The 20,562-nt window shown below is 28.2% G+C and carries 20 protein-coding genes and 1 pseudogene; 14 read left to right on the plus strand and 7 right to left on the minus strand.

Going from position 1 to position 20,562, the window contains the following annotated elements; all coding sequences use genetic code 11:
* The first annotated feature begins 121 nt into the window (after positions 1-121).
* The 6 genes and pseudogenes from fabF to glmM all read left to right on the plus strand — a co-directional run bounded on the left by fabF (position 122) and on the right by glmM (position 7,378).
* Positions 122-1,384 carry a beta-ketoacyl-ACP synthase II gene (gene fabF, locus ACZ5QM_RS02270; RefSeq protein ID WP_464182373.1) on the plus strand — a complete coding sequence of 421 codons (1,263 nt, stop codon included), beginning with the start codon at positions 122-124 and terminating at the stop codon, positions 1,382-1,384.
* A 23-nt stretch (positions 1,385-1,407) separates the two neighbouring features.
* Entirely contained in the window at positions 1,408-2,145 is a 738-nt protein-coding gene (gene rnc, locus ACZ5QM_RS02275) for a ribonuclease III (protein ID WP_464182375.1), read from the plus strand.
* A gap of 878 nt (positions 2,146-3,023) precedes the next feature.
* Positions 3,024-3,686 carry a ribulose-phosphate 3-epimerase gene (gene rpe, locus ACZ5QM_RS02280; protein ID WP_464182376.1) on the plus strand — a complete coding sequence of 221 codons (663 nt, stop codon included), beginning with the start codon at positions 3,024-3,026 and terminating at the stop codon, positions 3,684-3,686.
* A 351-nt stretch (positions 3,687-4,037) separates the two neighbouring features.
* The gene (locus ACZ5QM_RS02285; RefSeq protein WP_464182377.1) at positions 4,038-4,199 is read left to right on the plus strand and encodes a hypothetical protein; all 162 of its coding nucleotides are present in this window, start codon (positions 4,038-4,040) and stop codon (positions 4,197-4,199) included.
* Between the two features lie 641 nt (positions 4,200-4,840).
* Positions 4,841-5,875, plus strand: coding sequence for a DHH family phosphoesterase (locus ACZ5QM_RS02290; protein WP_464203039.1), 1,035 nt, complete (start codon positions 4,841-4,843; stop codon positions 5,873-5,875).
* A 118-nt stretch (positions 5,876-5,993) separates the two neighbouring features.
* Positions 5,994-7,378: pseudogene (gene glmM, locus ACZ5QM_RS02295) on the plus strand (phosphoglucosamine mutase).
* Positions 7,379-8,014: 636 nt separating this feature from the next.
* On the opposite strand, the gene gmd reads toward glmM, so the two are convergent.
* The 4 genes from gmd to ACZ5QM_RS02315 form a co-directional block, all read right to left on the minus strand.
* A complete protein-coding gene (gene gmd / locus ACZ5QM_RS02300) occupies positions 8,015-9,139 on the minus strand; it encodes a GDP-mannose 4,6-dehydratase (RefSeq protein ID WP_464182379.1) in 1,125 nt (374 codons plus the stop codon).
* A complete protein-coding gene (locus ACZ5QM_RS02305) occupies positions 9,132-10,208 on the minus strand; it encodes a GDP-L-fucose synthase family protein (RefSeq protein WP_464182381.1) in 1,077 nt (358 codons plus the stop codon). Before ACZ5QM_RS02305 ends, gmd begins: the two co-directional genes overlap by 8 nt.
* Before the next feature lie 493 nt (positions 10,209-10,701).
* Positions 10,702-10,854, minus strand: coding sequence for an adenosylhomocysteinase (locus ACZ5QM_RS02310; RefSeq protein WP_464182382.1), 153 nt, complete (start codon positions 10,852-10,854; stop codon positions 10,702-10,704).
* Between the two features lie 243 nt (positions 10,855-11,097).
* Positions 11,098-12,186: an aldose epimerase family protein gene (locus ACZ5QM_RS02315; RefSeq protein ID WP_464182383.1), complete on the minus strand. Its 1,089-nt coding sequence runs from the start codon at positions 12,184-12,186 to the stop codon at positions 11,098-11,100.
* 479 nt (positions 12,187-12,665) lie between these two features.
* On the opposite strand from ACZ5QM_RS02315, the gene ACZ5QM_RS02320 reads away from it, so the two are divergent.
* From ACZ5QM_RS02320 to ACZ5QM_RS02355, 8 genes are all read left to right on the plus strand, one after another.
* Positions 12,666-13,232, plus strand: a complete 567-nt coding sequence (locus ACZ5QM_RS02320) for a hypothetical protein (protein ID WP_464182385.1) — start codon at positions 12,666-12,668, stop codon at positions 13,230-13,232.
* 253 nt (positions 13,233-13,485) lie between these two features.
* Positions 13,486-13,812, plus strand: a complete 327-nt coding sequence (locus tag ACZ5QM_RS02325) for a hypothetical protein (RefSeq protein WP_464182386.1) — start codon at positions 13,486-13,488, stop codon at positions 13,810-13,812.
* Positions 13,813-14,545: 733 nt separating this feature from the next.
* Complete coding sequence (locus ACZ5QM_RS02330) at positions 14,546-14,734, plus strand: hypothetical protein (protein ID WP_464182388.1); 189 nt, start codon at positions 14,546-14,548, stop codon at positions 14,732-14,734.
* 302 nt (positions 14,735-15,036) lie between these two features.
* On the plus strand, positions 15,037-15,423 hold the full coding sequence (locus ACZ5QM_RS02335; RefSeq protein ID WP_464182389.1) for a hypothetical protein: 387 nt from the start codon (positions 15,037-15,039) through the stop codon (positions 15,421-15,423).
* A gap of 164 nt (positions 15,424-15,587) precedes the next feature.
* Positions 15,588-15,812, plus strand: a complete 225-nt coding sequence (locus ACZ5QM_RS02340; RefSeq protein WP_464182390.1) for a hypothetical protein — start codon at positions 15,588-15,590, stop codon at positions 15,810-15,812.
* A gap of 469 nt (positions 15,813-16,281) precedes the next feature.
* Positions 16,282-16,485, plus strand: a complete 204-nt coding sequence (locus ACZ5QM_RS02345) for a hypothetical protein (RefSeq protein ID WP_464182391.1) — start codon at positions 16,282-16,284, stop codon at positions 16,483-16,485.
* A gap of 60 nt (positions 16,486-16,545) precedes the next feature.
* Complete coding sequence (locus tag ACZ5QM_RS02350; protein WP_464182393.1) at positions 16,546-17,232, plus strand: DUF4271 domain-containing protein; 687 nt, start codon at positions 16,546-16,548, stop codon at positions 17,230-17,232.
* Positions 17,233-17,253: 21 nt separating this feature from the next.
* Positions 17,254-18,012, plus strand: a complete 759-nt coding sequence (locus tag ACZ5QM_RS02355) for a uroporphyrinogen-III synthase (protein ID WP_464182395.1) — start codon at positions 17,254-17,256, stop codon at positions 18,010-18,012.
* A 77-nt stretch (positions 18,013-18,089) separates the two neighbouring features.
* Here the strand turns inward: ACZ5QM_RS02355 and mgtE are convergent, their stop codons facing one another.
* From mgtE to rnpA, 3 genes are all read right to left on the minus strand, one after another.
* Positions 18,090-19,472: a magnesium transporter gene (mgtE, locus tag ACZ5QM_RS02360; RefSeq protein ID WP_464182397.1), complete on the minus strand. Its 1,383-nt coding sequence runs from the start codon at positions 19,470-19,472 to the stop codon at positions 18,090-18,092.
* Positions 19,473-19,760: 288 nt separating this feature from the next.
* Positions 19,761-19,994 carry a membrane protein insertion efficiency factor YidD gene (gene yidD, locus ACZ5QM_RS02365; RefSeq protein ID WP_464182398.1) on the minus strand — a complete coding sequence of 78 codons (234 nt, stop codon included), beginning with the start codon at positions 19,992-19,994 and terminating at the stop codon, positions 19,761-19,763.
* A gap of 46 nt (positions 19,995-20,040) precedes the next feature.
* A complete protein-coding gene (rnpA, locus tag ACZ5QM_RS02370; RefSeq protein ID WP_464202992.1) occupies positions 20,041-20,379 on the minus strand; it encodes a ribonuclease P protein component in 339 nt (112 codons plus the stop codon).
* Positions 20,380-20,562: the final 183 nt, after the last annotated feature.

Here is a 20,562-nt window from a genome sequence, read left to right on the forward strand (position 1 = left end):
TTTAATACTATATTAGTGTGTTTTCTATTCATTTTTTTTTTTTAGGAAAAATTCCTTCCTTTGCTTAGGAAGGAAGGTGTAAAAATAAAAGATAATTAACTTAATTTCAAATATTTTATTCATGGAATTAAAAAGAGTAGTAATAACAGGGTTAGGAGCCATAACCCCGTTAGGGAATGATGTGCAAACTACATGGAACTCCCTTATAAATGGAATAAGTGGATCAGGAAATATTACTTTGTTTGATGCATCTAAATTTAAAACTCATTTTGCTTGTGAAGTGAAATTTTTTAATCCTGATAAATATTTTGATCGTAAAACGGTAAGAAAATTGGATCGTTATGCGCAGTTTGCATTAATTGCTGCAAGAGAGGCCGTTGTGGATTCTTTATTGGATAATAAATTGATAGATTGCAGCAGAGTAGGAGTTATATTTTCGTCAGGTATTGGGGGAATATCTACGTTTGAAAAAGAGGTGGCTAATTATTATCTACACAAAGACGTAGCTCCAAGAATTAGTCCTTTTTTTATTCCAAAAATGATAAGTGACATAGCCGCTGGTCATATTTCAATGATTTATGGGTTTAGAGGTCCTAATTTTGGTACTGTTTCAGCGTGTGCTACGTCTACTACTGGGTTAATAACTGCTTTTGACATAATTCGGTTAGGAAAAGCAGAAGTTATTATATCGGGAGGAGCTGAAGCCTCCATTACTCCTACAGGAGTAGGTGGATTCAACGCTATGAATGCTTTATCTATGAGAAATGAATCTCCAGAGACCGCATCAAGGCCGTTCAGTGCTAGCCGTGATGGTTTTGTAATAGGGGAAGGAGGAGTTTGTATTGTTTTAGAGGAAATGGAACATGCATTAAATAGAGGCGTGAAGATTTATGCTGAAGTTATAGGTGGAGGGGCTTCTGGAGATGCTTATCACTTAACAGCACCTCATCCGGATGGCTTAGGGGCTCAATTGGTAATGAAAAATGCATTGGAGGATGCCAATTTGATTCCGGAAAATATTGATTACATTAATGTTCATGGAACTTCTACGCCAGCAGGTGATATTTCGGAAGTAAAAGCAATCAAAAAAATATTTGGAGATGAGGCTTATAAGTTGAACATTAGTTCTACTAAGTCTATGACTGGTCATATGTTGGGAGCTACCGGTGCTATTGAAACAATGGCATGTGTATTGGCTGTTCAAAACAATATTATTCCCCCAACAATTAATCATGTTTCAGATGATAATGACGATGAAATTGATTATAAATTAAACTTCACTTTTAATAAAGCAGAAAAACGGAATGTTAGAAGGGCGCTTTCTAATACTTTTGGATTTGGAGGGCATAATGCTTGTATTATTGTTGAGAAATTTATTAGGTAAAAGTGTTTAAAAATATTTTTAATTTGATAAGACTTTTATATAAAACGAAGGGGTTTTATTTTGTTTTATATAAAATACTAGGATTCCTCCCTGTTGATATTGCTATTTATAAAAAAGCTTTACTACACAAATCTTCTGCAAAAAAAGATAAAAGTGGTTGTTGTCAAAACAACGAACGATTAGAGTTTTTAGGTGATGCAATTTTTAATGCAATAATAGCTTTTATTATTTATAAGAAATTTCCTACAAATGATGAAGGATTTCTTACGAATACTCGTTCTAAAATTGTAAAAAGAGAGACTCTAGATAGAATTGCTTATCAGTTGGGATTGCATCATTTAATTGTAATTTCTGCTAGTGCTAGAAATCATAAACATATAATGGGGAATACTCTAGAAGCATTTATTGGTGCTATTTATTTGGATAAGGGATATCAAAAAACTAAAAAATTTGTTAAAAACAAAATTATTAATCCTTATATAAATATTGAAATATTAGCAAAAGAAGAAATTAATTTCAAGTCTAGACTTTTTGAATGGTGCCAAAAATATAAAATACTATTGCAATTTCAGACATTAGAAAATTTTACTGATAATAATCGGAATATTATTTTTCAAATTCAAACTTTACTCAATGGACATATTGCCGGTGTAGGTATTGGTTATTCTAAAAGAGAATCGCAACAACGTGCTTCTCAAATGAGTTTATTGAAAATTAGAACAGATGAGCTCTTTTTGCAAAGAGTACTTTTAATAGAGTAACATTCTGTTCGTAACAGAATGTTACGAACAGAATGATGAATGTTTATATAATTTAAATTTATAAAAGACAGAAATTTAGTTAGACTTATTCTTTGTTGGTAAAAAAATGTGTAAAAATTGTAATTGATCTAATTGTATTTTCTATCTTTACAGACCTTTTACTTTGCTTCTTGTCCTTTTTTAAAAAAACGTTGTTAGTCTTGATGTACAGGTTAACGATGATTTTAAAAGGGGAGATGTGGTTTATTTTAATAAAATGAGGGTTAAAATTTACCTAAAGAAGGTGATACTTTGACAGCGATTTTTAATGTTTTCTTGAACAGACGTAAAAGTAGTATTTTTCTTAGGTGTGTGTTTTTGTTGCATACAAACAAATGGAATAGAATATTTTTCAAACCTCTTTTATAAAAGTAGTTGTGAAACTTAATGTGATAATGATGTAATGAAAAAGTGAGTTTAATTTGGGAATTAGGCTCATTAGACGTAGTTCTGTTATTGATGATTACCTTCAGAGAAAAATGGCAAATTATTTCTCAAGATTAGTTGAAATGGATTTGTTAAATATTTTCGTAAAAAAACAATTAAAAACCAGATAGTTAGGAGTAAATTCTGTCATCTGTAAAAGTTAATAATTATTTGTCTGCTAATTAAAAAGGAATAATTATACTTTGTCGTTGTCAAGGTTTAATGGGTTAAAGAAATAGCAGATATCGTTAATTTTGGAATTAACGAAAGACGTATGCGTTTTTGCTGTTTTTGATATACAACACTAAAAGAAAAGAGTATGATTTTTATTAAAGACCAATTTACACTTTTTGAATATTTTTTTTAATTAATTTTTTCATTTATTGTCATCTAATCCATAAATTTTATACGGTGTGTCGTTTATTCTTGCTCCTTCCTTGTTATCAGTAAATTTTCTCCGTTTGGAGGAAGAAATAAGAATGCTTAATAATAGCATGGCTGATCGTTTGCATTTAGACATAATGGATGGTGTTTTTGTTCCAAATATTTCTATTGGATTCCCTCAAATTAAGTATTTATCCAAAATGTCTTCTAAACCTTTAGATGCCCATCTAATGATTATTGAACCTCAAAAATTTATTGAACGATTTAGGGATTTTGGAATACAAACATTGACAGTTCATTATGAAGTTTGTACCCATCTTCATCGGATAATTATGCAAATCAAAGAAAATAAAATGAGAGCTGGAGTAGCACTAAATCCACATACTCCAATAGAGGTATTGACTGATGTTTTAGAAAATTTGGATAGAGTATTAATTTTGTCAGTTAATCCAGGGTTCGGTGGACAAAAATTTATTTCAAATTCTTGCAATAAAGTAAGCCGTTTAAAAAGTTTAATTAATAAAAAAAAATTGAAAACTCTTATTGAAGTAGATGGTGGTATAGACATTAGGACTGGGAAAATGATGTTAAAAGCAGGAGCGAATATATTAGTTGCTGGTAGTTTTATTTTTAAAGAAAAATGTCCTACTGAAATGATAAAACAAATGAAAAATTTACGAATCGTAGATTGAAACTCAACCAATTTTTAATTTTTATGAAGATTTTTTCCTTTTTTTGAAATATTGTTCAATTTAAAATGAATGTTCTGATTTGAGTTTATTATTTTATATAGAACATAAAAACTAACAAAATATCTTTATGAAAGGATTGGTAGATGAGCTCATAAATGAAATCAAAATATAAGTATGTAAAATTCAGATTGATTCTGAAAAATCTTTTCACAGAAAATATGTCAATAAATAGGTTATTTGATAATAACCTATCAAAGTAGATAATTTATCTTTACAATTTTTATTTAAAAAGAAATTATCATTTGTTTTGAAACAACAATTTTTGTTTCTTTTAGACTTGTTTCATTCAAATTGATAGACAATAGATCCAAAAATAAAACTTCTTTAGAAGTTTTATTTGTTTGTAGTAGTAATTTTAAATTATCTAAAGCAGATATTTATAAAATTTATCGTGTTCGTATTCTTATTATAACTGTTTTAGTATTTGGATTGTGTGCAGAAGATATTTTCTAAATATTTTTTTAAAAATCTTTAGAAAATATCAAGTTGTTTCATAGATTTACTATATACGTGAAATCTATGAAAAGTAATATGCTAAAGTACTTCCTATAATTACTTCTGTAATTTTTGTCTTTGCCAATTTATAATTGGCTTTTACCATTTCTAGTTTGAACTTCGTTGATATTCTATATATTGGCTTATTGATATCTCATAAGTCATTACTTAAGTAAATGTTTTAACTAATTTTGTTATTTTCATATGCTTATATGAAATATATTATTTCAGTTTGGTTTTGCTTCTGTAATATATAGTTTACATATCCCTATTTAGTAAAAATGTAAAAGAATAGGTAATTTGTTAATTAATATTTTCTGAATTTATTTCATACTTTTGTTTTCATTATTTTTAGATTATTTCCTATCGAATTATCTGTGTATTGCATATTATTTGCTGGATTGCTATTTTTTTCAGTTTTTATACTGTTTAATTTTGTTTTATTGGAGGTAATATTCTCGTTTCTGATAATTTTTCTTAAAATTGTCTTTTCGTTGCTAAAAAGTGATTACTTTCGCTTTTTTCTTTTGTTGATTTGCGTTTATCATCACATTTTAGGCAAAAAAATATGATGATATTTTAGGAAGCTATATAATATGATACTAAGTAAAATTATTGCAGAAAGTACTGTTCGAAAAGCTAAAGAAATTATAGATCAATCCAACAAAATTGTTATTGTTACTCATGTTTCTCCTGATGGAGATGCGATAGGTTCTTCATTAACCTTGTATCATTTTTTCTTTCAATTAGGTAAATCTGTCAATGTAATCGTACCCAATAATTTCCCTTCTTTTCTTAAGTGGATAAATGGATCAAAAAATATTATAGTTAGTGAGCAAGAAGAGCATATTGTAAGGCAATATATTAGAAACGCTGATTTGATTTTTTGTTTGGATTTTAATGTTCTTCGAAGAATAGAGCGATTAGCTCCTTGGGTGAAAGAATCTGTTGCAAAAAAAATATTAATAGATCATCATCCTTTTCCAGAATATTTTTGTGATCTTACAATTTCTTATCCCGAACTTTCTTCCACTAGTGAATTGATTTTTTATTTCATTTACCGAATGAATATGCTTAGGTATATAGATATAAGTTCTGCTGAATGTATTTATATAGGTATGATGACTGATACTGGTGCTTTCACCTATAATTCTAACAGAGAGGAAATCTATTATATTATAAAAGAATTATTAAAAAAGGGTATAGATAAAGATGCTATCTATAATAAAGTATATAATACTTATTCAGAAAGTAGAATTCGTTTACAAGGTTATGTATTATATCAAAAAATGAAGATTTTTGAAGAATATCATACCTCTTTGATTACACTTTCACTCGAAGAACAGCAAAAATTTCTGTTTAAAAAAGGAGATACAGAAGGATTTGTTAATATCCCTTTAAATATTGAAAAGATTATTTTTTCTGTATTTATTAGAGAGGAAGATAATAAAGTGAAAATTTCTTTTCGTTCTAAAGGGAATTTTCCAAGTAATCAATTTGCTTCTGAAGTATTTGGTGGAGGGGGGCATCTAAACGCATCAGGAGGAGAATTTGAAGGTAAATTAGAAGATGCAGTTGTCTTGTTTGAAAAAATATTACCTGAATACAAACATTTATTAGTAGACAAGATATAGAACAAATATTTTTAATTTATAGTTTATTATGTGAGATTTTTTTAAGTACGGTAGGATTGTGTAGATAATTTTACTGTATTTTGTGGAGTTTGATATGCAAAAATTTTAATACATTGTTATGTCTTTAATTAAATCTATATCAGGGGTTCGGGGAACTATTGGTGGAAAAATTGGTAATAGTCTTTCCCCATTAGATGTTGTAAAATTTACTGCTGCTTATGCTTTTTTGATTCGATCTAAAAATATTTTTTCTAAAAAAATTATTTTGGGACGTGATGCTCGTATTTCAGGTTCCATGATTAGAAATTTAGTAATTGGGACATTAGTAGGAATGGGATTAGATGTAGTAGACATTGGCTTAGCTGCAACTCCTACTACTGAATTAGCTGTCATATTTGGAAAAGCATCTGGTGGAATTATTATTACAGCTTCTCACAATTCAAAACAATGGAATGCTCTAAAACTATTGAATGAGAAGGGGGAATTTCTCGATGATGTAGAATGGAATGCAATCTTACAAATTGTAAGAAATGAATCTTTTTCTTTTGTATCAATAGACAAACTCGGGAAAGTAACAATAGACACCTCTTATGGGAGAAAGCATATAGATCATATTTTGGCTTTAAAATTAGTAGATAAAGACGCTATTCAAAAAGCTAATTTCAAAGTGGTGATTGATACAATTAACTCAGTTGGAGGAATTATTCTACCTCAATTACTAGAAGCTTTGGGAGTTGAACGATTTTTTTGTATAAATTCTAATCCAACAGGATTTTTTGCTCATAATCCTGAACCAATTTCTCAAAATTTAAGTAAAATTGCAGAAATAGTGAAAAAAAAAAAGCTTCTATTGGATTTGCTGTAGATCCAGATGTAGATCGTTTGGCAATTATCACGGAAAAAGGAGGTATGTTTGGAGAAGAATATACATTAGTTTCAATAGCCAATTATGTTTTATCTCATACACCAGGCAATACGGTCTCTAATATAAGTTCTACTCGTGCTTTACGCGATATCACGGAACAGTATGGTTGTATTTATACTGTATCTGCGGTAGGTGAAGTAAATGTAGTGAGAAAAATGAAAGAAACTGATGCTATTATTGGAGGTGAAGGTAATGGAGGAATAATTTATCCTACATCACATTATGGACGAGACGCTTTGGTAGGAATTGCTTTATTTCTAACTTATTTAGCCAAATCTAGCAAAAAAGTTAGTGAACTTCGTGCATGTTGCCCTAGTTACCATATGATAAAACGTCATATAGATTTAACTCCTGATAAAGACGTTGATATGTTGTTTAATTCTATTAAAAAGAAATATGCAGCTTATTTTATAAATGAAACCGATGGGATAAAAATTGATTTCCCGAATAATTGTTGGATTCATTTTAGAAAATCAAATACAGAATCAGTATTACGTATCTATGCTGAGGCTTCAAGTCAAAAAGAGGCTAGACTTTTAGTACAGTCTGGAATGAATTTTTTATTGTCTGTTGTTTGACGTTGAGATTGTATAAATCGAATTCTTTTAAATTCCATAAGAATTCGATTTATACAATATTGAAAAGGTGCTTTTCAGGTAAAGTTTAATTATTAGTAACTAATACTAATAATTAAACTTTACACCAGTAAATTGTTCTTTTTACATAGTTTAGTTGTTATATGTTTATGTGGTTATCTTAAATATGTATTTGCTAGTAGAGTATTAGGAAGTAGATAGAGCTCTATTTAGGAAGCTCATAGCAATTTACATATTAATAGAATATATCTAGAAAAAGGAACTAAGAAAGTATGATAAATATCTGGATAGCATTAATGTTATTGTTTTTTTGAATTGGGAACACGAAAGTTATAATGAGCAATAGATATTGAAAAACTATTTTAGAGGATATAAAAGGTATTGACATAACAAAAATTTTTGGTATTCTATTTTTTTATGGATGTAAGTTAAGTATGAAGATTTATAAAATAATTAATATTTATCAACATTAATTATTGCAGTTTAGAGAATTACCTCATAAACTATTTTATTAAAATAATTTATGAGGTATAATGTCTTAGGTAATTGCTAGTTTATGATTGTCTGAATCAAGTCTAGTTTAGAAAACTGATAAAATTAAGAATATATTAAAATCTGTTATCTATTTTCTTTTAAAATCTTTTTTTTTGCTTCTTTTATATCTATTGAAGTCATTTCTTCAATAATCATGTCCAAATTATATTGGGGGTTCCACATTAGTTTTTTATGTGCTTTTGTTGCATCACCCATCAGTAATTCAACTTCTGAGGGACGAAAATATGCTGGATCTATTTTAACTACTTCTGATCCAAGTTTTTTTCGAATTATATTTAAATAAGATTCTCCTACTTTCATTGAAAATATTGTTTCATCTACATTTACAATTTTTCCGGTCTCATTTATTCCCTCTCCTCTAAATAGAATATCTATTCCTATTTTTTTAAATGCTTTTGAAATAAAATCCCGAATACTAGTTGTTACACCAGTTGCAATTACGTAATCGTCTGGTTTGTCTTGTTGCAAAATTAGATACATTGCTCGGACATAATCTTTGGCATGCCCCCAATCGCGTTTACTAGAAAGATTCCCCATATATAATTCATTTTGAATACCCAATACTATATGGGACAGAGCTCGTGTTACTTTTCTTGTTGCGAATATTTCTCCACGAAGAGCAGATTCGTGGTTGAACAAAATACCATTACAAGCGAACATATTATACGCTTCTCGGTAATTAACTGCAATCCAATAGGCGTATAGCTTAGCTATTGCATATGGACTACATGGATAAAATGGTGTAGTTTCTTTCTGTGGTACTTCTCTCGTTAATCCAAACAATTCTGAAGTAGATGCTTGATATATACGTGTTTTATTAATCAATCCTAAAAGGCGAACTGCCTCTAATATACGTAAAATCCCTAGTCCATTTACATTTGCAGTATATACCGGTGTATCAAAACTTACTTTTACATGACTTTGAGCAGCTAAATTGTAAATTTCATCTGGCTGAACTTCTCCAATTATACGAGTTAAATTCATAGAGTCAGTTATATCTCCATAGTGTAAAATAAGATTGCGAGGATATTGGTGCGGATCTTGATAAAAATTATCTATACGGTTAGTATTTAGCATAGAGGCGCTCCGTTTAATTCCGTGTACAGTATAATTTTTCTTAATCAAGAAATCCAGTAAGTATGCTCCATCTTGTCCAGTAATTCCTGTAATTAAAGCTATCTTACCCATAGATATTTAAATACCAATTATATAATTTTTTTATTCCTTCTTCAATATCTATTTTATGATGCCAACCCAATTCATGTAATTTGGATGAATTAGTTAATTTTCGAATTGTACCGTCTGGTTTTTTTTTATTAAAATGGATTGTTCCATTATATTTCATTATTTTAACCATCATTTCTGTCAATCGACAGATGGAAATTTCCTTTCCTGTACCTATATTAATATGTGTATTACGAATTTCTTTTTTTGTAGATTTTAAATCAATAAAATTTATCTTCTCCATTATGTATACGCAGGCATCAGCCATTTCTTCACTCCAAAGAAATTCTCGCAGTGGATTACCTGTTCCAAAAACTTCTACATTTTTTTTTTTAATTCCATACTTATTCAATTTTTCTATAATATATTTTTTCTTTTCTATTCCTGAAACCCCTTCTATTGGAAGTTTATTTAAATCTTTTCGGATGGTGTCCCAATCATTATTTACTAAACTTTTAGCAAGATGTATTTTACGCAACAAAGCTGGTAACACATGCGATTTTTCTAAATCAAAATTATCATTAGGGCCATACAGGTTAGTTGGCATTACTACTACATAATTAGTGTCATATTGAATGTTGTAACTTTCACACATTTTAATCCCAGCTATTTTTGCTATAGCATATGGTTCGTTGGAATATTCTAATGAAGAAGTCAAAAGAAAATCTTCAGAGATAGGGTTGAGAACTTCCTTAGGATAAGCACAAGTAGAGCCTAGAAATAGCAATTTTTTTACATTATTTATATAAGATGCATGAATCACATTGTTTTGTATTTGTAGATTTTCGTATATAAACTGTCCTCTATAGGTATTGTTAGCAATTATTCCCCCTACTTTTGCAGCAGATAAAAAAACATACTCTGGCTTTTTATGTTCAAAAAAATCGAAAACAGCCCATTGATCTATTAGATTTAATTGTTTACTTGTGCAAACAATTAAGTTTGTGTAACCTTTTTCTTTTAAATTTTTCATTAAGGCTGACCCTACTAATCCAATATGGCCAGCTATGTAGATTTTTGAATCCTTTTCCATTATTAATATTTATTATTTGTGACATTTCGGTTTGTATGGCTTTAGTGTATACTATCCCTACATAAATTATTTCTTCAGAAGTTAAATGCGTCAATTTAACATCAATATTTGTCAGATGCAAAGGAGTCACTTATTCATCTAGTAAATGTTTAGATAAAAAAAATTATTTACTGTTGTGATCATTTTCCAAAAATCTATTTATGTCAATATTTTATTGCTAAACGAATTACTCATTACTCATTACTCATTACAAAAAATAATATTTGGTGGTACGTCTTAAATTGACTAAATGACCTTATGCTAGAAGGAAGATTGGATTCCAATTTGAGGAAGTAATTTTTTTTTAATTTAACATTAATGTTCTTTTCAGAAAAATCTATTAATCTAGTTATCTTTATTTTTTTATCAAAATGCTTTATATAGCAAACGATAGGCTGGTTCTTCAATTATTCCCCTTTTTTTTAAAAAAAAAGTCGAGTTTTTCATGATATTTTCAGTGAACAAGTAATGTAACATATTCTCCATCATCTGCAATTAAATTAGTATTTTTTCCTTTTTTGAGAAAATGCAAAACTTGTCCAATATGCTGCCAATATTTTTCTAGTTTTTTCGACTTTCTACGAAAAAGATAGAATTCTATTACCAAGAATTACTGTATTCTGTGTTGAGAAAATATCGCAATTCGTCTAACAAACGTCAGACCTATTTTAAGTAAAATTTCTATTAAAAACTGAGTCCAAGACTTGGAAAGTCATATGTAGTGAATCTATAATAAAAATTTAGGCATTTTCTCTCTTATATTCATATAATCTCTTCTAAGACAGTCATTTCGTATCCGAAAGCACAACTTTTTTTTAAAAAAAAAGTACAATATTTGATTATCTTACAATCAAATATTATTACTAAAATCTTTTATAGTAAACCGATATTCAGTTTTAGACTGAAATATTTTATTAGGATGTAGTACTATAGATGGGTATTCTGGGAAATGAATACTATCAGGATAATGTTGGGTTTCCATACAAAACGCAGAGCGTCTAGGATAAATGTGACCATTTTTTCCACTAAAACTACCATTCAAATAATTACCTGTATAAAGTTGAATGCCAGGTTCTGTAGTATAAACTTCCATCATGATACTAGTATCTGGAGATAGAGCCTTCGCGGCGTAGACTAAATCATCACTTACTCTATTAATAACGAAATTGTGATCATATCCGTTTCCGTAAATTAGCTGAGTATGATTTTCATCTATACGTTCTTCTATTGTAGGGAAAAAACGAAAATCAAAAGGTGTATAATTAACATTTTCTGATTTTCCTAATGGAATGGAAACATTATTAGTTGGTAAAAAAGTATTTGCATTGATATGTAATTTGTGATTATTGATAGATGGATTTCCTTCTCCGGAGAGATTGAAATATGAATGATTAGTTAGGTTGAGAATTGTTACTTTGTCTGTTACAGCTTTATAAGTTATCTCAAATATATTTGTATTTGTTAATCTGTAAATGACCTTTACTTTTAGATTCCCTGGGAATCCTTCTTCACCGTCTTTAGAAAGATACGTTAGTTCAAGTGTTTGTGTATCCTGTTGGTAGGCATCCCATACTACTGAGTGAAACCCTTTTACCCCACCATGTAAATTGTTGGATCCATTATTTAGTGATAAATTATACTGTATACCATTTAGGGTAAAATGTCCATTAGCTATACGATTGGCTGTCCTCCCACAAATCGCTCCAAAATAAAATTCTTGATCGTCCAAGTAATCATTTATATTATTTTTCCCTAATACTACGTCTATTTGTTTACCTTCTTTGTTTGGTACATGGAGAGAAACAATTCTCGCACCATAATTAATTATAGACATCTCAGAATTATTTTTATTTGTTAAAATAAATAATTTTACAGGTTTTTTATCTACAATCTTTTCAAAATCTCTTTTCTTCAAACCTCCTAATGTTTTTGTCTTCATAGTATAAATAGATTCGAAATATATAAGCTCAGTAAAATCTTTATTTTTAATAAAAAAGATACAACGTATTAAATGTAGTGTTTTTATATGAAGTGGCAAAAATGGAAAAGATCATATTTTGATAAAGTAAATTTCATATGCTTTTGCATAGAATTTATATGAAAAAGACTAAATGTGCTGTTTGTATTATTATATTTTTTATTTTACCCTCTATTTTGTTTAAAATTCTTTCTTTTCAAAAAGAAATGTCTAATATAATATCTAAATATTTGAAAGAAAAAATAGGTACAGAGGTTAATATTGACAGAATAAGATTTCAGTTTTTAATAAATTAACATTAAAAGGATGTATATCTAGAGGATGAGTCTGGTGATGTTTTTTTTTGCTAAAAGAATAGTCATAGGCCTTGTTTTTTTCTCACTTTTTAAGCACCAGATTCGTATTAATTTTGCTTGAATATATACTTTTACCTTCAAAATTTGACGAGAAAATCTATAGATACTCCTCTAAATATTCAATATATTATAGATACTTTTTGGAGAAAAAAAGAAAAGCAAAAAAATGTTGAGATAAGTATACGGAATTTTTCTTTGAAAGACGGCAGTTTTTCTTATCAAGTGAAAAATAAAAAACCTACTACTGACGAATTTAATATCAATGACATACATTTAAATGATATAGCAGCTACTACCCAATTATATAAATTTACTGATACGATATTTAGGGCAAGTATAGATCGATTAAGTTTTGTAGAAAAATCAGGATTTCAAGTAAAGCGGCTTGCTTTTGATTTAGTAATGGATAATAATATACACATCAATAGATTTGATTTAAATCTTCCTGCGTCGCATTTGTTATTAACAAAAATTGTGGCTAATTATAATCATTTGGAAAATATATTTACAGATAAAACTCATTTCAATTTTCAATTGAAATCTTCGAAAATTAGTTTAAAAGATATTTGTTCTTTTGTTCCGATATTTTCTTATTCTCAAAGCAAATTAGAGATGATGGGTAAATTTGGAGGAAGATTAGATAGTTATTAAAATAACTAACTTGACAGTTAGTGAAAGAAATAATGTGAAAATCAATGCTGATATAAAAATATATCAGCTTAATAACTCTCTTAAAGCATATACATATGCTGTTGTTAAAAACGCTTATATCAATCCATTAGAAATTCAGAAAATATCGGATGATTTTAATCTGAAATCAAAAATTTTTCTTTAAAATGGGAAAATATCTGGTAGTTTAAACAAACTCAACACAAATGTTAAAATTTGTACTGAAATTGGCTCTTTGCAAGCTGATATTCTGTTTAGAAAAAAAACAACTGGATTTTTGTCTGGTAAAATTATTGACTTTGGAGTCAATATGAGAAGATTGACTAGCAATAACGATTTTAATTCAGTATCTCGATTCGTCATAAAGTTTAATAGTACTTTTGACAGTTACTGGAAAAATTGGAAAGGAAATATTGAAACATCAGTTAAAGGGTTTAGTTATAAATCTTCTTATTACAAAAATATTTATTTATTAGGAGACTTTACTTCCAACAGTTTTAAGAGTTTGTTGAAAACAAATACTCTTGATGGGGAAATCACTGCTGAAGGATTTTTTTATTAAAAGGGGAAAAATCTGAATTTAATTTTCTGGCGAATGTTTCCGATATAGCATTTCGAAAATTGAAATTCTCTACTGATAAAAATGTTTATCTTATGGATTCCATTTCTATCAATGTCAAAACAAATTGGAAAAATAAAAAACAACTATTATTACATTCAGATATTGTTGATGGAAAAATAGAAGGGGGGGATGTATTCTATAAAAAAATTAGTTGGAATTTTACAAAATTTTCTTACATCTTATTTGACTTCATCAGCCAATTTTAAACGATTTGCTTTGAACAATAAAAAAAAACGATTTTAAATTAGATTTGACTATCAATGATACTTAAAAGCTATTTCCCTTATTAGAATTGCCTGTTTTTACATATCAACAATTACACATTAGTTTGAAATACAACATTAAAAAATCAACTTTGTTTAAATGTACATTGTCCTTATTTGAATATTGGCGTTTGAACAATGGGAAATGTAATTTTGAATTTAGATAATGAAAAAGGATATGTAGAGCTAAATTTAAATGGAATCACATCATTCAAGCAAAAGGATAATAATAAATTTATCGTTTTTAGCTAATTGTAAAATACAAAATAATTCTATTTATTCTTTCATTGACTGGAAAAGTGATGGAGAAAGACAATATTCAGGTAGATTGAATATTATTACTAGTTTGGAATCACAAAAAATAAATCCAATGATATTTGTTCAATTATGCGCATCTAAATTGATTGTTAATGATTCTGTTTGGATTGTTACCTCTTGTAAATATCATTTATGATAGAGAAGTGAATAGGATTAGTATTAATCAGTTTATAGAAAAATGTAATGAACAAACTATTATAATAGATGGAGATATATCTGAATACAAAAATAATTTATTACATATTTCATTGTCAAAAAATAAATGTAGTTCATATCTTTAAATTATTACATACTGATGCAATTGATATTAGATGGATTGTTATTGGGGATATTACAATAAAGGATTTTTTTCACACTCGAAACCTAACTGTTAATTTGGATATCTATCAGTTTATTTTCAATAATGTTACCATGGGATATCTGAGATTATGTGGATAATGGGATGAAAATAAGCATAGGGTAAAGATGAAGGGGGGGATTGTTAATGGAATTAGTAGTTATATTGGTATAGATGGACTTATTTATCCAATGAAAAAAGAAGATTTCCATTATTTTTGATATACACTATGCAAAAATTGATTTTTTGCATAAATATTTAGATAGTCTATTATCCGATCTTTCTGGAGAAATAACTGGCAAAGTACTTTTGTTTTGTGATTTAAATAATTTGATGATTAAAGGAAATGCATGGGTAAGTAATGGAAAATTTAGAATCAAGTTCATTAATACTTGTTACACTTTTAATAATTGGGTAAAATTTACACCTTATGAAATATCTTTTCATAAAACGGAACTTTATGAAAAATACAAAATAAAGCAATTATTAATGCCTCTATTAAATACAATGCATTTAATAATTTCCATTTTACAACTGTTTTATCATGTAAAAATCTGTTGTTTTTTGATGTTCCTCTCAATTTTGATTCTTTATTTTATGGCATTATTTTTGCCAATGGGGCGGTCACACTAAGTGGTAATAAAGATTTTCTATCTATAAAGGTTTCGTTGCATAATAATGAAAATACGAATTTCACATTCGATTTTGAGAAAATACCCCACACTACTGATTATGATTTTGTCATTTTTTTTTAAAAAAAACATATTGAAGAAATTGAAATTGGTTAAGAAAAAAATATGACTAATTTTTCAAAACCTGAAATATATCTTAATCTGATAGCGGATATAAACAATAGTGCCACTTTAAAAGTAATAATTGACCATACGTTAGAAAATACAATAAGTTTAATTGGAAATGCTAGGGTACAGATTCAGTATGGTATAGGTGCTCCATTAAAAATATTTGGAAAGTATATAATAGAAAAAGACAAATATTATTTCAATCTGAACCATTTTTTTTAGAAATTTTGAAATTATAGAAGGCAGTTCTATACCTTTTAAAGGTAATCCTTTTTCCGCGGATATAGATGCTAAAGCATCTTATTCTATTTCAGAAGATATACGTGATTTAAATGTAAAAACAGGCAATAGAAATCTAAACATAAGAAATAAATTCCTGTTAATTGTATTTTTCTACTATCTGGTCAATTGAGGTCACCAGATATAAAATTTGATTTAGAATTTCCAAAAATAAATTCTGAATTAGAAAATGAAATAAAAAACTATATGCTTACTAACGATATAACTAATCAGAAGATACTATATTTACTTTTTTTAGGTCACTTTTATTTTTTTTCTGAAACTGTAAGAATAAATAACGACCTTTACTTTTTAACTTGTTCTTCTATTTCCTCTAAATTGTCCGATATTTTTGAGGAAATAAATAATAAATTTAGAATAGGGGATGAGGTTTCATCCTTCTGAATCAACAATGAGAAAGAGTACAGAAGTTGAATTACTCCTTTCTGGTACATTATTAAATAATCGCTTAATTATAAATAGTAATTTTAATTACTTGGATAATTCATTATATAATGCTTCATTAATTGGAGATTACGATATTGAACATAAACTTACAAAAAGTGAAAATATTCAAATCAAAGGTGTTAATCATTATCATCGTGACATAATATGAAGCCATACAAAGTCTTGAAATCTTTTTTCAGAAAGATTCCTAATAATTAAAATTGTTATAGTGAGAGAAGAATTAATTTCTGAGTCCCAGACAACTCAAAATGAGATATTTATACTTTTTCTATTCTGTTTTTTTGTTTACGTACAATTTTTAACAAAAAAGAAGAAATTATTCTTTGCAATGTTAAATGACTTATTCTCTGCAAGAGGTAGGCAAAGGATATTTTATAAAAAAAATGAGAATGAAATAGTCTGTAAAATTTTTTTATCTCTACAAACAGTTGTTCTATTTTCTCTTTTTATTTATTGTGTGATATCTCACTTATTTGTCTTAAACTTTAAAAATAGTTTTCAACTATTCCTAAATTTAGGAATTATTTCTTTGTTTATTATTGCCTATATTTTATATAAATTTCTGATCAATGTTTTGATAGGTTACATTTTTTTTCGAAAAAAAGATATCCAATTATGGAGTAACCATTTTTTTTCTACCATTTCATTATGTGGATTATGTTTATTTATTCCTGTTTTATTAATGTGTTTTATTAAAAACACTTATTATTTCTGTTTTTACTTTGTTTTAGGATGCTTTCTTTTTGCAGAAATATTAATTCTAAATAGATCTTATATACTTTTTTTTCGAAAAAAAAGTATTCTACATTACTTTATTTTGTACCTTTACACTCTGGTGAGCGTTCCTTTGTGTTTACTTATAGATATAACGATATGCTTTTTGAATAGTGAATAAAATAGTGTATAATATTTATTTATGACTTTGAAGATAAAAAAAGTTTTAGTTTCACAACCCAAGCCTGTAATAGAAAAATCTCCTTATTACGAGATAGCAAAAAAGTATAATTTACAAATTGATTTTACTCCACTCACTAAAACAGAGCCACTCTCTTTAAGAGAATTTAAAAAACAAAAGATAAATATAAAAGATTATACGGCTGTTATTTTTACGGCGAAAGCCGCAGTAGATCATTATTTTTATTTATGCAAGGAGTTGCGGATTCAAGTACCAGAATCATTAAAATACTTTTGTTTGAGGGAAACCATAGCCGTTTATTTGCAGAAATATATTATTTATCGAAAGCGTAAAATATTTTTTTCGAATTCAGCTACGTTGGAAAGCTTAGTGATTCTAGTTTGCAAAACTAGCAAAGAGAATTTTCTAATTCCTGCATCAAACATACATGGGAATGAATTGTTTCATTTGTTGAATGAGAAAAATATTGAATGTAATGTAGTGACTATGTATAGAACAATAAGTAATGATTTTGATAAAAATAAAAATTTTGATTACGATCTATTGTTATTCTTTTCTCCTGCAGGAATCGATTCTCTACTAAAAAATTTTCCTAATTTTAAACAAGGTGATATTGTAATAGGAGCATTTGGGGTAACAACTGCTCAAGCAGTTGAGCAAGCAGGATTACGTTTAGATATAAAAGCTCCTACTTCGAGCGTTCCTTCTATGGCTGCTGCTTTAGAAAATTATCTCAAACGATTAATTGAAATTACATAAGAGATAAATATTTTATATACTATTTATAGTGGATGATAATGTCATAGAGTTTATTTTTTTTTGATAGATTTAGATTTTTAAAGTAATTTTCCAGTCAGTAATATTACAGCTATTGAAAAATAAATAATCAAGCCGGTTACATCTACCAGTGTCGCTACAAAAGGGGCACTTGCGGTGGCAGGGTCGAGACCGTAACGTTTTAATATAAATGGAATCATGGATCCAGATAGTGTTCCCCATAAGACGACAAAAATTAGTGATATTGCAACGGATAACCCTATCCAAAGCCAGTACTCCCCATAATCGTAAATGCCAGTTTCTTGCCAAAGAAGTATACGAAAAAAGCCAATTAGTCCTAACACAGAACCTAAGAGCAAACCAGACAGTATCTCTTTTTTCATTACGTACCACCAATTTTTTAAGACTAATTCTTCTAAAGCCAATGAACGTATAATAAGACTGGCAGCTTGCGAACCTGAATTTCCTCCGCTTGAAATAATTAAAGGAACAAACAAGGCTAATACGACAGCCTTTGATATTTCCATATTAAAATAACTCATAGCACTTGCAGTTAGCATTTCGCTAAAAAAAAGAATAATAAGCCATCTTGCACGTTTTTTTACTAATTCGAAAAGGGAAGTCTTAGTATAAGACACATCAAGCTCTTGTGTACCTCCGAATTTTTGAAAATCTTCAGTATTTTCCTCTTCAGCAACATCCATTACATCGTCTATCGTAACAATTCCAAGTAATGTTCCATTAGTATCTGTTACTGGTAAAGCCACACGATCGTAATATTGGAATACTTGAATAGCCATTTCTTGATCATCGTAAGCATTTAGTGAAATGAAATGATTATCAGTCAAGTTTGCTATTGTTTCATTAGGTTGTGCTAATATAATTTCTTTTATTCGTATATCGTCTATGAGACGACGATGATCGTCAACAATATAAATAATATTGAGTGTTTCAGAGTCTTTTCCAAAGCGACGAATATGATCTAAAGCCTGCTGAGCAGTATAATTAGGTTTGATAGCCACGTATTCAGGAGTCATCAATCTTCCAATACTTTTTTCAGGGTACCCTAAAAGACGAGTTGCAATAGTACGTTCTTCCAAGGATAACATTTGAACTAGTCTCCAACTTATTTCACCTGGTAATTCTTCAAAAAGGGCTGTACGGTTATCTGGTTCAAGGTCATTAAGTAAATTAGTAATTTGATTATTATTATTAATAAGCCCCTTAATAATATCTTCTTTCTGTTCATGAGAGAGATGCTGAAAAGTTTTTTTAGCTAATTCTCTTGGTAAAAGACGGAAAAGGACGATTCCATCAGTCTCTTCCAAATTTTCTATTAATTTAGCTGTTTGAAACGACTCAAACTTGTTAAGTTCTTGTTTTAAATCTTTCCATTTTTTAAGTTTGATTAATTCGAGAAAATGTACCTTAATTTTTTCCATGTAAAACCCTCCTTACAAATTTAAGCTTCGTAAGGGGGATACGGTTCTTACTTAGCCATCAATACATTTGTTTTTATAACTTGGAATATCGTCCATAAATGGTTTAGAGTAAAAAAAATTGACAAGATTATACAAATATACTTGTATTCATATTACAATATAGACACTTATTTATTTTTTTAATAATTGAAATGTGTAATTATATTTTGATTGCTATTATTTTAAATTGGGAATTATTTGATTTTAAAAGCTGTAATTGAACTACTGAAATGTAATTACTCTGATTATTCATGGGACAGGATCATACCCATCTCTCCCCCAAGGGTGACAACGACAAATTCTTTTCAATATTAGCCAACCACCTTTGAAAATACCATATTTTTGAATAGCTATTATAGCATATTCAGAGCAAGTGGGAGCATATCTACAAGAAGAAAATAATAGTGGAGAAATGAATAAACGATAGATTTGAATGAATAGAAGTGCTACGAAGATACTTATTTTTTTTAGTTGTAGATTCATAATATTTTTTCTATTAAAGTATCTAAAGTTTTGTTTATTACTGTTTTTATTTGATCATATTTACACAATTTATCACTTGTATAAATAAAAGCGAGTAATATTCTTTTTTTTTTATAAAAAGATATTCCCAAAGCTTATTTTTAGTTAATCTATAGGATTCTCGTATTAGTCTTTTTATACGGTTTCGTTTAACAGCACATTTTAAATGTTTTTTCGGGACACTTATTAAAACAGAGATAGGCACTTTTCTTATTGTTTGCTTTTCTAAATAAACAATACGTAAAGGATAAATATTAAAAGAAGAACCTTGCTCAAATAGATGATTTATTTCTTTTTGCAAAAAAAGCCTCTCAGCTTTTATAAAAGTTTGTTTAAAATTTGGCATTATTTATCGTATGTGCATATAATAATTTATAACAGTATAAACAAAACTATAAATCAAAGACAACATACGAGTCCAGCAATTTACTGTAGATTAACAAAACCTTACTTATCTAAAAATATCACTTTATTCCCATTTTGAAGAGATAAAAGTAAAGAAAAAAACTTAGAACCTATTAATTCTGAT

This window comes from Azobacteroides sp. (SeqCode), from assembly GCF_055395615.1.

Coding starts and splice junctions, on each gene's coding strand:
- ACZ5QM_RS02305 (WP_464182381.1), bottom strand. CDS start 10,208: ATGGAAAAGGATTCAAAAATCTACATAGCTGGCCATATTGGATTAGTA.
- ACZ5QM_RS02345 (WP_464182391.1), top strand. CDS start 16,282: ATGAGAAAGAGTACAGAAGTTGAATTACTCCTTTCTGGTACATTATTA.
- ACZ5QM_RS02340 (WP_464182390.1), top strand. CDS start 15,588: ATGACTAATTTTTCAAAACCTGAAATATATCTTAATCTGATAGCGGAT.
- mgtE (WP_464182397.1), bottom strand. CDS start 19,472: ATGGAAAAAATTAAGGTACATTTTCTCGAATTAATCAAACTTAAAAAA.
- ACZ5QM_RS02355 (WP_464182395.1), top strand. CDS start 17,254: ATGACTTTGAAGATAAAAAAAGTTTTAGTTTCACAACCCAAGCCTGTA.
- ACZ5QM_RS02330 (WP_464182388.1), top strand. CDS start 14,546: ATGATTCTGTTTGGATTGTTACCTCTTGTAAATATCATTTATGATAGA.
- ACZ5QM_RS02315 (WP_464182383.1), bottom strand. CDS start 12,186: ATGAAGACAAAAACATTAGGAGGTTTGAAGAAAAGAGATTTTGAAAAG.
- rnpA (WP_464202992.1), bottom strand. CDS start 20,379: ATGCCAAATTTTAAACAAACTTTTATAAAAGCTGAGAGGCTTTTTTTG.
- gmd (WP_464182379.1), bottom strand. CDS start 9,139: ATGGGTAAGATAGCTTTAATTACAGGAATTACTGGACAAGATGGAGCA.
- fabF (WP_464182373.1), top strand. CDS start 122: ATGGAATTAAAAAGAGTAGTAATAACAGGGTTAGGAGCCATAACCCCG.
- yidD (WP_464182398.1), bottom strand. CDS start 19,994: ATGAATCTACAACTAAAAAAAATAAGTATCTTCGTAGCACTTCTATTC.